Here is a 14,532-nt window from a genome sequence, read left to right as displayed (position 1 = left end):
TTCAACACCATCACCGGCGCTGGACACGAAAGAGTCCGGGGAGCCGGCTGCTGCCGACTCCCCGGACTCTTCGCTGTCATCCGAGAAGGTGATGAACGATCAGACCGAGGTCTCCGAGGATCCGCTCGATCCGGACGAACCCAAACCTGCGAGTTCGGCCTCGTCATCCTCAGCGGGCTTCAGGCTCTCGGTTTCGATGCCCTCGAAGGTGAACTCGGCGTCCTTTCCTTCACCCTTGACGTCGACCTTGATGGTCTGGCCGCGGCCGATCTCCTTGAACAGGATCTTCTCCGACAGAGTGTCCTCGATCTCGAGCTGGATGGTCCGACGCAGAGGTCGGGCACCCAGGACCGGATCGTAGCCGCGCTCGGCCAGCAGATCCTTCGCCTCTGCAGTCACGTCTACCTTCATGCCCTGATCGGCCAGGCGCACGTCGAGACGCTCGAGGAAGAGATCCACGATCTTGATGATCTCGGTCATGCTCAGCTGCGGGAACACGATCGTGTCATCAACACGGTTGAGGAACTCGGGACGGAAGTGCTGCTTGAGCTCTTCGTTGACCCGCTGCTTCATCCGGTCGTAGTTGGTCTTCGTGTCACCCTCGACCTGGAATCCGAGCTGGAGTCCGCTCGAGACATCACGCGTACCGAGGTTGGTCGTCATGATGATGATGGTGTTCTTGAAGTCCACCTCACGACCCTGCGAATCGGTCAGGCGACCGTCTTCGAGGATCTGCAGCAGCGAGTTGAAGATGTCCGAGTGGGCCTTCTCCACCTCGTCGAAGAGGACGACCGAGAACGGCTTGCGGCGGACCTTCTCCGTGAGCTGACCGCCCTCTTCGTATCCGACATATCCCGGAGGGGAACCGAACAGTCGGGAAACGGTGTGCTTCTCCGAGTATTCGGACATGTCGAGGCTGATGAGCGAATCCTCATCGCCGAAGAGGAACTCCGAGAGCGCCTTGGCCAGCTCGGTCTTGCCGACGCCCGTGGGGCCGGCGAAGATGAACGAACCGGAGGGACGCTTCGGATCCTTCAGCCCCGCGCGGGTACGACGGATCGCCCGCGAGATCGCCTTGACCGCGTCGTCCTGACCGATGACGCGCTTGTGCAGCTCGTCTTCCATCCGCAGCAGACGCGAGGACTCCTCCTCGGTGAGCTTGAAGATCGGAATGCCGGTGGCAGAGGCGAGCACTTCGGCGATGAGATCGGCGTCGACGACCTTCGAGGTGTCGGTGCCGGACTTGCGCCATGCCTCGGTCTGCTCTTCCTTCTCCTTCTGCAGCTTCATCTCGGAGTCGCGCTCCGAGGCTGCCAGTTCGAAGTCCTGAGCATCGATGGCGGCTTCCTTGCGGTGGCGGGCCTCGAGGATCTTCTCCTCGAGGTCACGGACCTCCTGGGGAACCGACAGACGCGAGATGCGCAGCTTGGCGCCGGCTTCGTCGATGAGGTCGATCGCCTTGTCCGGCAGGTACCGGTCGTTGATGTAGCGATCGGACATGTTCACGGCGGCAGCCAGGGCACCGTCGGTGACGGTGACCTTGTGGTGCGCCTCGTACTTGTCCCGCAGTCCCTTGAGGATCTCGATCGAATGCGCCAGCGACGGCTCGGGAACCTGGATCGGCTGGAACCGGCGCTCGAGAGCGGCATCCTTCTCGATGTGCTTGCGGTACTCATCCAGAGTGGTCGCGCCGATGGTCTGCAGCTCTCCGCGAGCCAACATGGGCTTGAGGATCGAAGCGGCATCGATCGCGCCTTCGGCGGCACCCGCACCCACCAGGGTGTGGATCTCGTCGATGAACAGGATGATGTCACCGCGGGTGCGGATCTCCTTGAGCACCTTCTTCAGACGCTCTTCGAAATCACCGCGGTAGCGGGAACCTGCGACCAGCGAACCGAGGTCGAGGGTGTAGAGCTGCTTGTCGGTGAGGATCTCGGGCACTTCGCCGTTGACGATGGCCTGCGCGAGTCCTTCGACGACAGCGGTCTTGCCGACACCGGGTTCGCCGATGAGGACCGGGTTGTTCTTCGTGCGACGCGAGAGGATCTGCATCACACGCTGCATCTGCTCGTGGCGGCCGATGACCGGGTCGAGCTTGGCCTCACGGGCCGCAGCGGTGAGGTTGGTGCCGAACTGGTCGAGCACGAGCGATCCCGAGGGGGTTCCCTCTTCGCGACCGCCGGCGGACACGGGCTCCTTGCCCTGGTAGCCCGACAGCAGCTTGATGACTTCCTGGCGGACGCGTCCGAGGTCCGCGCCGAGCTTGACGAGCACCTGCGCGGCAACGCCTTCGCCCTCACGGATGAGGCCGAGCAGAATGTGCTCGGTGCCGATGTAGCTGTGTCCCAGCTGCAGTGCTTCACGGAGGCTGAGCTCGAGGACCTTCTTCGCCCGAGGGGTGAAGGGAATGTGGCCGCTCGGAGCCTGCTGCCCCTGACCGATGATCTCCTGGACCTGGTCGCGCACCTGCTCGAGGGAGATGTCCATGCCCTCGAGAGCCTTCGCTGCCAGGCCTTCACCCTCGTGGATGAGGCCGAGCAGAATGTGCTCGGTGCCGATGTAGTTGTGTTTGAGAAGTTTCGCTTCTTCCTGCGCGAGCACCACAACGCGTCGTGCTCGGTCGGTGAACCGCTCGAACATATTCATCCTCCTCGGTCTTCTGATTCTTCTGAGCCTAACCACCACGAGCGCGGTTCTATTGCAGGTTTCGCCATGAGCCGAAACCGTTTGGCTGTGGGCGAAATTCTCTAGACTCGAGGTCCACACGGCCACGACAGAGAGGTTGCCGACATGTCCACCGATCGTTCGACCATCCGAGACCTCGCCCGGGCCCATGGTCTCGACATCACTGCCGATTCCATCGTCATCAACGAGCTCGGACTCGACTTCCAGGTCGCCATCGCCGAGGCGGTCGACGGAGGTTCCTGGGTGCTCCGGATACCTCGGCGTCGGGATGCCTCCGCCCGTGCCGCCGTCGAGGGCCGATTCCTCACTGCCATCGCACCCCACTTGAGTTTCGCGGTCCCCGATTGGAAGATCCACTCGGAGGATCTCATCGCCTACCCTCTGCTGCCGGGAACTCCCGGGCTGACCATCGATGACGACGGAGCGCCGCAGTGGCATTTCGACGTCGAATCCCCCGAATACACCGCGTCGCTCGGATCCGTCCTCGCCGAACTTCACACCGTCGACCCGGCCGTCGTCCGGGACTCCGGAATCCCGGAGTTCTCCCCCGCCGAGCTTCGCCAGCGCAAACGCGACGACATCGACCGAGTCGCCGCGGAGTTCGAGGTGGCGCCGGCTCTGCTCCGACGGTGGACAGCGTGGCTCGACGACGACAGCTATTGGCCGACCTTCACCACCGTGACCCATGGAGAGGTGTACCCGGCGCATCAGCTCATGGACGGAGCCGTCAACCGGAGCATCCTCGACTGGACGACGGCGTCGATCGGCGACCCCGCCCGAGACTTCATGTTCCACCACGCCAGCGTCTCGGCTTCGGCATTCGAAGCGACGATGGCTCGGTATGAGGAAGCTGGCGGTCGGGTCTGGCCCCGGTTTGCCGATCACTGCGGCGAGCTCTATTCGACGTCGCCCGTCGAGCTGGGGCTGTTCGCATTGCAGACAGAGGCGCCGGAATATATGGCTGCAGCACGGGCGCAATTGAACCCGGCCGACTGAATCACCATCATTATCGGCCCGATGTGCAGCAGACTTTCCTCCGCCATAGTTCAGGCGTCCTTGATTCGCAGCTCACTGCGACGAAACATTTGCTCCGCCCATTGATCGTCACGACTTTCAACTACTCTGCACCTGGCAATTGTCTGTGACGCTTCATCACTGCTGTCCTGCCACATCAGCGATGATGGCATTTGCTAATGCCGGACCACATATAAAAGACCCGAGGGGCCAGCGAATCAATTCGCTGACCCCTCGAGCCTAATCGGAAGTTATCGGCTTTCGAATGAGCCTCTTACTTCTCCGCTGCTTCGTATGCTTCGACGATCTCCAGTGGGATCCGTCCACGATCACCGAGCTGGTACCCGTTGTTCTGAGCCCACTCGCGGATCTTCGCCGTGTCCCGCTTGGGTCCCGACGAGCCCGCACGACGGCCACGGCCACCGGTGTTGGCTACACGACGTGCTTTGGCGATGAATGGGGCGAACGTTTCACGGAGCTTGTCGGCATTCTCGGTTGAAAGCTCGAGTTCGTACGTTGCCTGGTCGAGGCTGAAACGAACGGTTTCCGCCGCTTCGCTTCCGTCGAAATCATCCGTGAGAACGAGGCGCATTTCCCTTGCCATGTTCACTCTTTTCATAATCAGAGGATTTTGTCGCTGTCATCTTAACATCCGTTTCCGGATTATCGTCGATTCCGCTAACGTCGATCTCTGAATAGTATTTATCAACCTGTTGGCGTTCATTGCGATCTGCGCGGACAATACTCCGGAACACATACCAGAACAGCAATCCCACACAGATCGACGGGAGCAGCGCTTTGATGATATCCAACATCGTAAATCAGCCCTCCTGAGCCGAATCCTCTTGCGAAGAAGCCAGAGGCTTAGTGAATGGGAACAGAATGGTTTCGCGGATTCCCAGACCTGTCAGTGCCATGAGCAGACGATCGAGGCCCATTCCCATTCCGCCGGTCGGCGGCATTCCGTGCTCCATCGCCATGAGGAAGTCCTCGTCGAGGCCCATCGCCTCGTCGTCACCGCGAGCGGCGTCCGCAGCCTGAGCTTCGAAGCGCTGACGCTGGATGATCGGGTCGACGAGCTCCGAATAGCCGGTGGCCAACTCGAAGCCGCGCACGTACAGATCCCACTTCTCCACGACGCCCTTCTTCGTCCGGTGCTCACGCACCAGAGGTGAGGTGTCGACGGGGAAATCGGTGACGAAGGTCGGAGCCCAAAGCTTGTCCTGGTAGAAGTGCTCCCACAGCTCTTCGACGTACTTTCCGTGGGAGCGGAAGACACCGCCCAGGTCGACGTTGTTGTCGGCGGCGATCTTGTCGAGGACGTCCAGACCGGTCTCCGGGGTCACCTCGACGCCGGATTCCTCGGACAGGGAGTCGTACATGCTCACAACCGGCCAGTCTCCGCCGAAGTCGTATTCGGTGCCGTCGTCGAGAGTGACGACGAGCGATCCGGTGGCTTCCTGGGCGGCGTTCTGGATGAGGGTCTTCGTCAGATCGGCGATCGAGTGGTAGTCGCCGAAGGACTGGTAGGCCTCGAGCATCGCGAACTCCGGGGAATGAGTGGAGTCTGCTCCCTCGTTGCGGAAGTTGCGGTTGATCTCGAAGACGTTCTCGATTCCGCCGACGATCGCCCGCTTGAGGAACAGCTCGGGGGCGATGCGCAGGTACATGTCGATGTCGTAGGCGTTCATATGCGTCTTGAACGGGCGCGCCGAGGCTCCGCCGTGCATGGTCTGCAGCATCGGCGTCTCGATCTCGACGAAGTCCTGGTCGGCGAAGGTCCGCCGCAGCGACGACATCACCTTCGAACGCGTGAGCATGGTCTCGCGAGCCTGTTCGCGGGTGATGAGGTCGAGGTAGCGCTGACGGACGCGGGTGTCCTCTGCGAGTTCGGTGTGCAGGCCGGGCAGCGGGCGGATGGCCTTCGATGCCATGGTCCAGGAGTCCGCGAGCACGGAGACCTCACCGCGCTTGGACTTGATGACGCGGCCGTGCAGGAACAGGAAGTCGCCGAGGTCGACGTCGGTCTTGAAGTCATCCAGGCGCTCCTGTCCGACTTCGCGCAGCGAGAGCATGCCCTGCAGGCGGGTGCCGTCACCGGCCTGCAGGGTGACGAAGCAGAGTTTGCCGGTGGTGCGGACGAAGACGACGCGGCCGATGACGCCGACGATGTCGTCGGTCTCCTCCCCCGCTTCGAGTCCGTCATGGGCGGTGCGGACCTCGGCGAGGCTGTGGGTGCGGGGCACCGAGACGGGGTAGGCGTCGGTTCCGTCATCGAGGAGACGCTGGCGCTTGTCCTTTCGGATCCGGATCTGTTCCGGATCGAGGTGTTCGGGTGAAAGGTCTGCGTTCTCAGGTGTCTTCGAGTCGGTGTTCGCCATGCTTCAAGGCTACCGTGGACGGGCCGTACGGGGGAATTCGGCGATCAGTCCAGAGCGGTCAGGATCTGCTGTGCCTGGGCTTCGGTGATCCGTCCCATCGCCAGGGCCTTCGCGGCCGTCGAGCGGGCGAGTGCGATGTAGCTGTTGCGCACGGACGGGTTCGACCGGCTGAGGCTGAATTCGCTCAGCGCCGCCAGGTGCGCCTCGACGGTTCCGACATCACCGCGGCTGATCGGTCCGGTCAGCGCCTTGGGTCCGTTCTGCATGGTGTTTGCGACGCTGGCATCGACGAGGGTGTGGAGAACCGCCGACGGGTCGGCGACCCCCGCCTCGGCGAGCAGCTCCATGGCTTCGGTGAGGATCGTGATCGAATGGTTCGACGCATGGGTGATGGCCGCGTGGTACAGGGGGCGGTCCGCCTCGGCGATATCGATCGGTTCGGCACCGAGCTCGACGACGAGGGCCTCCCCTACCGGACGGATCGGCGCCGGTGCCGTGACAGCGATCGTCGCCTGGCGCAGGCGGCTGAGATCGACCTCGGTTCCGGTGAACGTCAGGGACGGGTGCAGAGCGATGGGCAGAGCGCCGAGGCTGGTCCCGGCTTCGAGGACGTCGGTGCCGTACCGGCCGGAGCAGTGCATGAGGATCTGCCCGGCGTGGATGCGTCCGAGGTTCGCCAGACCGGTCACCAAGGGGACGATCTCGTCATCGGGGACGGCGATGAGCACGAGTTCGGCGCGTTCGGTGATCTCGTCCGGGTCGAGGACGGGCACTCCGGGAAGCATCTCCTCGGCGCGTTCGCGGCTCGCCGCCGAGGTGGCGCTGACACCGATGATCGCGTGCCCGGCCTGCCTCCAAGCGGCTCCGATGCTGGCTCCGACTCGGCCGCAGCCGATGATTCCGATGCCCAGCCTCGGTGCGTCGCCCTGGCTCATCCTTCGTCCTCCTCGGGGGTCCGTGTGCGGTTGGTGTGGCCGCTCTTCGCGGCCGCGTCGAAGGTCTGGCGGGCGATCCGAGTGCGCTCGGCATGTTCGGTGAAGAAGCGTTTGGCTCCGTCCGCGCTCTGATGCTTCACGAGCGGGGTGATGGGGCCGGCGGTCGAATGCACGGCCACCGACCCAAGTTTCAGCGCCCGCATCAGCGGTCCCTGATAGTAGCTCAGGGACTGGACGCGGACATGGGGCACGAAGTCGACTCGGCGGTCGAGGATGCCCAGGCGCAGCACGAGCATCGATTCGGTGAGCGCATAGGCCCGCCGTTTCCACACGAACGGATCGACCAGTCGCGACGATCGCGGCTGCGGGTGGAACAGCGCTTCGGCCGCGTCCGCGTTCGGGTCGGCGGACTTCCGGTCGTACATCGCCGAGCGCACCAGGGTGTCGGCGCCGATGTCCTCGGGCAGCTGCGGGTCAGGCAGGGAGAGTCCGACCATGAGCAGGGCCTGGTCGATGTCGCCGACGGGCAGCAGCAGGTTCGATTCGGTTTTGCCGCCGTCGCTGGCGATGTTGAATTGGGCCTCCCACCAGCCGGCCCACCGCCACAGCAGCGGCTGGTGCAGTGCCACTGCCTGGATCCGGTCGAGCGGAATGACCTTGCGGGAGGTGGAGAAGAGTCCGTGGTTGACGGCCAGCCCGTTCTCGCCGAGGCGGACGACGAAGTTCGCATTGTCGAGGTTCTTCCGGAACACGGAGAACGCCGCGAAGACACCGGGCAGAACACCGACGAGGATCGGGATGAACGCTTCCTTGATGCCGAAGGCCAAGAGCACGATCGCCGTGATGACGACGACGATGACGACGCCCACGGACACCAGGGTCTCGGTCTTGAGCAGGGAGGAGACGACGACCCGGTGGACGGGCACCCGGATGATCTCACCCTCGTCACCCACCCGCGGACTGAGGTTGTACGGGGCGAGCAGATCGCCGAGGCTCGATTCGGCTTCACCGGAGACTTCATCGGCAAGGGACCCCAACCGTTTGGTCAGCCGCACACCGAGGCTGTCGCCGCCCCGTTCGGGAACCGAGAGATCGGCTCCGGCCTGCCCGCTGGCCCCTGAGGTGCCGCCGTCGTCGTCGGCGGCGCCCGTCATGGCCGGCCAGGACGGTCCCGCGGCGAGATTCGCTGCCGCACCATCGGCTGCAGCCTCGGACCCGGCCGAACCGGCACCAGCCGACGCGGACGTCGACGAAGCGGATCCAGGTGTGCCGGGAGCCGCCTCGGTGCGGGTGTATCCCTGCCTGCGGGAGCGGACGGCGGCCAGCAGTTCGTCGCGCAGCTCTTCGGCCCGCTTCTTCGACAGGTACTTCAGGGAGATGTTCGAGTCGGTGCCCCCGGCGACGTCGAAGACGAGTTCGGCCATTCCCAGCAGGCGCGGCAGCAGCTTCTGCTGCAGGTCGATCGACTGCACGCGGTCGAGTCGGGCCTTGCGCAGCTTCTTCGACAGCAGTCCGCGCCGATAGTAGATCGCTTCGGCATCGACGCGGTAGCCCATGACGCGCCACGCCAACCAGCTGAAGAGAGCGGTGAGCAGGAGGACGAGGACGATCCCGCCGACGACAGCGAGGATCACCAGCGGATGGGCGCCCAGCCATTCGGCGAAGGTGAGGTTGACGGAACGACCCGAGGCCAGGTCTTCGACCGCGCTCTGGAAGAAGTTCTGCAGACCGTAGGCCGCGGCGATGAAGATACCGATGAGGACGCCGAGGCTCTCGAGGATCGGCGTCAGCGGATGTACGCGGTGCCAGACCTCCGGTGCGGCCGCCTCGGTGGTGGAATCCGGGTTGTCGAACCAGGGTTCGTCGCTCATGGTCACAGTCCGGCGAGGTTGGCCTGGCCGAGTCCGGCGAGGCTGTCGCGCAGGCGATCGGCTTCGGCGCGGGGCAATCCGGGGATCGTCGCGTCGGTCGCGGCCGAGGCGGTGTGGAGTTTGACGGTGGCCAGGCCGAACATCCGGTCGATGGGGCCGGCGTCGACGTCGACGAACTGGAGCCGGCCGTAGGGCACGACAGTGGCGCGGTGGAACATGATGCCACGACGGACGAGCAGGTCGTCCTCGCGTTCGGCATATCCGATGGCGCGAGCCTGGCGGAGGATGACGATCGTCGAGATGATGCCGTAGACGAGGACCGCGACCCAGATCAGATGCAGCCACGGCACCTCGGAGGTGAAGATGATCGCGAAGACCAGTGCGGCGACGAGCAGCGGAACGAGCAGCGTCAGTGAGGCCAGGACCTCCTTCAGCCCGTACTTCGGGCTGACCCGGTTGAAGGGCACATCGGCTCCGATGGAGAAGGAGAGGTCGCGGTTCATGCTGTTTCAGCTCCCGGCGGGTCTTGAGGTGGGATCTCGCAGAATCCCTCGACGATCATTCCGACGATCATGAGCACTGCGGCGGAGATCATTGCGACAAGCATACCTGCGGCCAGATCGTTGCGGATCCCCGGGGCCGACAGGAAGTAGTACCCCGCGTTGCCGAGATACCAGCCGGAGAGTCCGGCACCGGTCAGGGCGCTGGCCTTGGCCATGATCGCAACTCTCGCCGCTTGGAGCGGGTCGATCTCCTTCGTCCGGTCCCCGTCGTTCCACTTCTTGATGGGCCAGCCGAGCAGGAACAGGATGGCGGCGAGGACGAGCATGCCGATGACGGCGAACCACGGCAGTCCGGGCAGTGAGAACCCTTGGCTTTCGAGCACCACGTCGACCACGATCGCGAGAACCGTGCCGATGACGGCCCAGACGGCGAGGGTGGACGACGCGGTTCTCTGCATGGTTCCCAGTCTCTCAGATCGCGGGCGGTTATCCAGAGGTGATCCGGGAGATGTCCTGGTCGTCGAGGTCGGCCAGAACCGCGCTGATGGGGCGGCGCCCCTGTGGGGTGTCGATGAGTGTGTCTCCGACGAGTTCGGCCCAGGGGGCGAGGACGAAGGCGCGTTCATGGGCGCGTGGGTGCGGCAGGGTCAGTCGCGGGGTCTGGCTGCGCAGCTCTGCTTCCTCGTCTCCGAAGCGGATGAGGTCGATGTCGAGGGTGCGCGGTCCCCACCTCAGTTCACGCGTCCGCCCGCAGGCGACTTCGATCCCCTGGGCCACCGAGAGCAGTTCGAGAGCCGGCAGCGTGGTGCTCACGAGCACTCCGAGGTTGAGGAAGTCGTCCTGTTCGACTCCGCCCCAGGGTGCGGTGCGGAAGAGTGAGGACCGGGCGGTGACGGTGATGTCCGGGTGCCGGTCGAGGGCGGCCACCGCCTGGTCGAGGGTGTCCGCGGCTTCGCCGAGGTTCGCCCCGAGGCTGAGATACGCTGCGGTCTCCCCATCGTCCGCACCGCCCGCAGCGTGCACGGAGTTCGCGGTCGCAGCGGAGTCCCCCACCGAGGCGGCTGCGGGGGTACGGCGGTCTCGTTCGACGCGGATGCGCACATCGTCGAAGGTCCGTTGGATCGGTGCGGAGGGTTTGTGGACGACGACTTCGACGTGTTCGCACAGGCTCAGGCAGTGGTCGGCGATCCGTTCGGCCAGGGTTTCGATGAGGTCGAAGGTGTTGTTCTCGACGATTCCCGCGACTTCCTCGGCGAGTTCACCGTAGTGGATCGTCTCGGCGAGGTCGTCGGTGGCGGCGGCACGCTCCACCGAGGTGTGGAGGGTGACGTCGATGACGAAGTCCTGACCCTCGCGCTTCTCGAAGTCGAAGACGCCGTGGTTGCCGCGCACCGTGAGTCCGCGCAGTTCGATGCGGTCGGGGGCCGCCTCGGTGCCGGTCATCGCCCGGCTCCATCGGTGCCGGCATTCGTTGCGTGGTTCGCGGCTGCGGAGTGTTCCCTGACCGCGGCGATGACCTTGCAGGCGACCGCCGAGGTGGCCGGATCGTGGACGCGGACCGCCCAGGCGCCGGCCTGTGCGGAGATCGCGGAGATCGTGGCCGTGGCCTGATCCTTCGCCGCCTGTTCGGCCTGCTTCGGGTCGTCGGGGCTGAGCAGGGAGGCGATGAAGCGCTTCCGGCTGGCGGCGACGAGGAGCCGGTGGTCGAGGGCGGAGAATGCGTCGAGAGCGGAGAGCAGCTGCCAGTTGTGTTCGGCGTTCTTCGAGAATCCGAGGCCGGGGTCGACGATGATGTTCGCCGGTTCGACGCCCACGGCGATGGCTTCGTCGATGCGGGTGCGCAGTTCAGCGATCACCTCGGCGACGACATCGTCGTAGTGGAAGGTCGCCGAGGCCTGATCGAGGTAGCCGCGCCAGTGCATGAGCACGATGGGTGCTCTGGTCTCGGCGGCGACGCTGAGCATGGTGGGATCCGACTGCCCGGCGGAGACGTCGTTGATGATGTGGGCCCCGGCTGCCAGGGATTCCGCGGCGACCTGGGCACGCATCGTGTCGACGCTGATGACGGCTCCGGCTGCGGCGAGCTCACGGACGACCGGGACGACTCGGCGCAGCTCTTCGGCTTCGTCGACGCGGGCCGATCCCGGACGCGTCGACTCGCCTCCGACATCGATGATGTCGGCACCATTGGCCATGAGTTCGAGTCCGTGGGCGACGGCCCGGTCGTGGTCGAACCACAGTCCTCCGTCGGAGAAGGAGTCGGGGGTGACGTTGAGGACGCCCATGATCTGCGTCGTCTTCGCGGCTGTTTCGTCCATCGCTGTGATCCGTGTTCTGGCCTCAGCGACCGAGGATGAGACTCATCGCTTCTGCTCGGGAGGCGCTTTCGCGCAGCTGCCCGCGCACGGCCGAGGTGATCGTCGAGGCGCCGGGTTTGCGGACGCCGCGCATGGTCATGCACAGGTGTTCGGCTTCGACGACGACGATGACGCCCTGCGGGTCGAGGTGGTCGACGAGGGCATCGGCGATCTGCGAGGTCAGACGTTCCTGCACCTGTGGGCGACGGGCGTAGATCTCGACGAGGCGGGCCAGTTTGGACAGTCCCGTGACCTTGCCGTTCTTGCTCGGAATGTAGCCGATGTGGGCGACACCGTGGAAGGGAACGAGGTGGTGTTCGCAGGTGGAGTACAGGTCGATATCGCGGACGAGGACGAGTTCCTCGTGGCTGATGTCGAAGGTGACGTCAAGGACTTCCGCCGGGTCGCGGTGGAGTCCGGCGAAGATCTCCTCATAGGCCCGAGCCACTCGGCCCGGTGTCTCCAACAGACCCTCCCGGTCGGGATCTTCGCCGACGGCGATGAGGATCTCACGCACGGCAGCGGCGATGCGCTCCTGGTCGACCTTGTTCTCCTGCCCCGAAGGGGCGGGGCCGAGACCGGCGGAGACCTCTTCGATATCGGCCATCAGTCGTTGTTTCCTCTGTCCTCGTTCGTGCCATTCGTCGTCGGTCCCCCGGTTCCGGGACCACCCGTGCCGGGTCCTCCGGTCGGTTCGCCCGTCGGACCGGTGGGGCCGTTCGGGTTCTCGGGTCCCGGCGGGTTGTGCGGCACATGGGGTCCGCTGACTCCCGTGGGTCCGGCTCCGGGGATGTCGGTGGTGTCCACCTCGGCGCCGGTCGACCCATCACCCTCGCTGCGCTCGCTCTGCGGTGCGGGAGGATCGATGGGGCCGCGCTCGGACACGGGACGATCATCGTGGGCCAGCCAGACTTCGCGAGTGGCGCGTTTGACGACGGGTGCGAAGATCTCCTCGAGGGCGGCCTGGTCCAGCGTTTCGCGTTCGAGCAGCTGGTAGGCGAGGTTGTCGAGCACATCGCGGTTGTGCGTCAGCGCCCAGTAGGCGTCGGCGTGCGCGGCGTCGATGAGGCCGCGGACTTCGCGATCGATCGAGGACAGGGTCGAATCCCCGTATTCGTCGCCGCCGCCGTAGCCGCGCCCGGCGAAGGGCTCGGACTGGTCGTCGCCGATCTTGACCATGCCGAGCTTCTCGCTCATTCCGTACTGGGTGACCATCTTCCGGGCGATGTTCGTCGCCTTCTCGATGTCATTGCTGGCGCCGGTGGTCGGGTCGTGGAAGACGATCTCCTCGGCCACGCGCCCGCCCATGGCGTAGGCGAGCTGGTCGAGCAGCTCGTTGCGCGTCGTCGAGTACTTGTCCTCGCTGGGCAGCACCATCGTGTAGCCCAGTGCGCGTCCGCGCGGGAGGATCGTCACCTTGGTGACGGGGTCGGTCTGGTTCATGGCCGCGGCGACGAGGGCGTGCCCGCCTTCGTGGTAGGCGGTGACGAGGCGTTCCTTGTCCTTCATCAGTCGGGTCCGCTTCTGCGGGCCGGCGATGACCCGGTCGATGGCTTCGTCGAGGATCCGGTTGTCGATGACCTTAGCGTTCTCGCGTGCGGTGAGCAGGGCCGCCTCGTTGAGGACATTGGCCAGGTCGGCACCGGAGAATCCGGGGGTCCGCTTCGCGACCTGACCGAGGTCGACCTCGTCGGCCAGCGGCTTGTCTGCGGCGTGGACCTCGAGGATGTGCTTACGGCCCTTCATGTCCGGGGCTTCGACGGGGATCTGCCGATCGAAGCGGCCGGGGCGCAGCAGCGCCGGATCGAGGACGTCGGGTCGGTTGGTCGCGGCGATGAGGATGACGTTGGTCTTGACGTCGAATCCGTCCATCTCGACGAGCAGCTGGTTGAGCGTCTGTTCGCGTTCATCGTGTCCGCCGCCCATGCCGGCGCCGCGCTGGCGGCCGACGGCGTCGATCTCGTCGATGAAGATGATGCAGGGGGCGTTCGACTTCGCCTGCTCGAACAGATCGCGCACACGGGAGGCACCGACGCCGACGTACATCTCGACGAAGTCGGAACCGGAGATCGAGTAGAACGGGACTCCGGCCTCACCGGCGACGGCCTTAGCCAGCAGCGTCTTGCCCGTACCGGGCTGACCGTAGAGGAGCACGCCCTTGGGGATCTTCGCTCCCACGGCCTTGAACTTCTCCGGTTCGGCGAGGAACTCCTTGATCTCTTCGAGCTCCTCGAGGGCCTCGTCGACTCCGGCGACGTCGGTGAAGGTGACGTCCGGGTTCTCCTTGTTGACGAGCTTCGCCTTCGACTTGCCGAAGTTCATCATCTTCCCGCCCGACATCTGCGAGATGAGGAACCAGAAGACGACGAAGATGATGACGAACGGGATGAGCGTGCCCAGCAGCGACATCAGCCAGCTCTGCTTGGGCACCTCGTCGGTGAAGCCCTTCTCCGGACCGGCTGAGTCGACGGCCTTGACGACCTGCTCGCCGCGCTGTTCGACGTAGAAGAACTGGACCTTCTTGCCGAAGTCCTTGTCGTCGACCTTGAAGTCGTCCTTGAGAGTGAGGTCGACGCGCTGGTCCTTGTCGACGATCTTGGCCTGCTCGACCTTGTCGTCCTCAAGCAGCTGCAGACCCTGTTCGGTGTCGATTTGGCTGAACCCGGACTGGCTGAACAGCAGAGCACCGACCGATACGACGAGCAGCGCCAGGACGATCCAGACCAATGGGCCCTTCGTCGCCTTGTTCAGCAGTGGGCGACGTTTGTTCGACTCGGCCATAAGTC

Annotated in this window: 13 protein-coding genes; 1 reads left to right on the top strand and 12 read right to left on the bottom strand. The window is 64.8% G+C overall.

The window, feature by feature from the left end:
• Positions 1-99: 99 nt before the first annotated feature.
• On the bottom strand, positions 100-2,640 hold the full coding sequence (locus tag GUY30_RS04525) for an ATP-dependent Clp protease ATP-binding subunit (protein ID WP_167200697.1): 2,541 nt from the start codon (positions 2,638-2,640) through the stop codon (positions 100-102).
• A 150-nt stretch (positions 2,641-2,790) separates the two neighbouring features.
• On the opposite strand from GUY30_RS04525, the gene GUY30_RS04520 reads away from it, so the two are divergent.
• Positions 2,791-3,681 (top strand): macrolide 2'-phosphotransferase, encoded by an 891-nt coding sequence (locus GUY30_RS04520; protein WP_167194445.1) that lies wholly within the window; start codon positions 2,791-2,793, stop codon positions 3,679-3,681.
• 292 nt (positions 3,682-3,973) lie between these two features.
• On the opposite strand, the gene GUY30_RS04515 is transcribed toward GUY30_RS04520, so the two are convergent.
• Genes GUY30_RS04515 through ftsH form a run of 11 tightly spaced genes read right to left on the bottom strand, consistent with a single transcriptional unit; the run spans position 3,974 to position 14,527 of the window.
• Positions 3,974-4,303: a histone-like nucleoid-structuring protein Lsr2 gene (locus tag GUY30_RS04515; RefSeq protein WP_092015973.1), complete on the bottom strand. Its 330-nt coding sequence runs from the start codon at positions 4,301-4,303 to the stop codon at positions 3,974-3,976.
• Entirely contained in the window at positions 4,269-4,514 is a 246-nt protein-coding gene (locus GUY30_RS04510; protein ID WP_167193001.1) for a hypothetical protein, read from the bottom strand. Before GUY30_RS04510 ends, GUY30_RS04515 begins: the two co-directional genes overlap by 35 nt.
• 6 nt (positions 4,515-4,520) lie before the next feature.
• Entirely contained in the window at positions 4,521-6,080 is a 1,560-nt protein-coding gene (gene lysS / locus GUY30_RS04505) for a lysine--tRNA ligase (RefSeq protein ID WP_167194443.1), read from the bottom strand.
• Between the two features lie 44 nt (positions 6,081-6,124).
• A complete protein-coding gene (locus tag GUY30_RS04500; protein ID WP_167194441.1) occupies positions 6,125-7,015 on the bottom strand; it encodes a Rossmann-like and DUF2520 domain-containing protein in 891 nt (296 codons plus the stop codon).
• Positions 7,012-8,886: a PH domain-containing protein gene (locus tag GUY30_RS04495; RefSeq protein ID WP_167194439.1), complete on the bottom strand. Its 1,875-nt coding sequence runs from the start codon at positions 8,884-8,886 to the stop codon at positions 7,012-7,014. The genes GUY30_RS04500 and GUY30_RS04495 overlap by 4 nt, the downstream gene beginning before the upstream one ends.
• Positions 8,887-8,888: 2 nt before the next feature.
• Positions 8,889-9,389, bottom strand: coding sequence for a PH domain-containing protein (locus GUY30_RS04490; protein ID WP_167194437.1), 501 nt, complete (start codon positions 9,387-9,389; stop codon positions 8,889-8,891).
• Positions 9,386-9,847 (bottom strand): DUF3180 domain-containing protein, encoded by a 462-nt coding sequence (locus GUY30_RS04485; RefSeq protein WP_167194435.1) that lies wholly within the window; start codon positions 9,845-9,847, stop codon positions 9,386-9,388. Before GUY30_RS04485 ends, GUY30_RS04490 begins: the two co-directional genes overlap by 4 nt.
• 28 nt (positions 9,848-9,875) lie before the next feature.
• Positions 9,876-10,832 (bottom strand): 2-amino-4-hydroxy-6-hydroxymethyldihydropteridine diphosphokinase, encoded by a 957-nt coding sequence (folK, locus tag GUY30_RS04480; protein WP_167194433.1) that lies wholly within the window; start codon positions 10,830-10,832, stop codon positions 9,876-9,878.
• A complete protein-coding gene (gene folP, locus GUY30_RS04475; protein ID WP_167194431.1) occupies positions 10,829-11,707 on the bottom strand; it encodes a dihydropteroate synthase in 879 nt (292 codons plus the stop codon). The genes folK and folP overlap by 4 nt, the downstream gene beginning before the upstream one ends.
• Positions 11,708-11,729: 22 nt before the next feature.
• Entirely contained in the window at positions 11,730-12,353 is a 624-nt protein-coding gene (folE, locus tag GUY30_RS04470; RefSeq protein WP_167194429.1) for a GTP cyclohydrolase I FolE, read from the bottom strand.
• Complete coding sequence (gene ftsH / locus GUY30_RS04465) at positions 12,353-14,527, bottom strand: ATP-dependent zinc metalloprotease FtsH (RefSeq protein WP_167194427.1); 2,175 nt, start codon at positions 14,525-14,527, stop codon at positions 12,353-12,355. Before ftsH ends, folE begins: the two co-directional genes overlap by 1 nt.
• Between the last annotated feature and the right edge of the window lie 5 nt (positions 14,528-14,532).

This window comes from Brevibacterium pigmentatum, from assembly GCF_011617465.1.
Classification (GTDB): Bacteria; Actinomycetota; Actinomycetes; order Actinomycetales; family Brevibacteriaceae; genus Brevibacterium; species Brevibacterium pigmentatum.
Note: the sequence above shows the minus strand (reverse complement) of the source record. Positions and strands in the feature narration are given on the sequence as shown.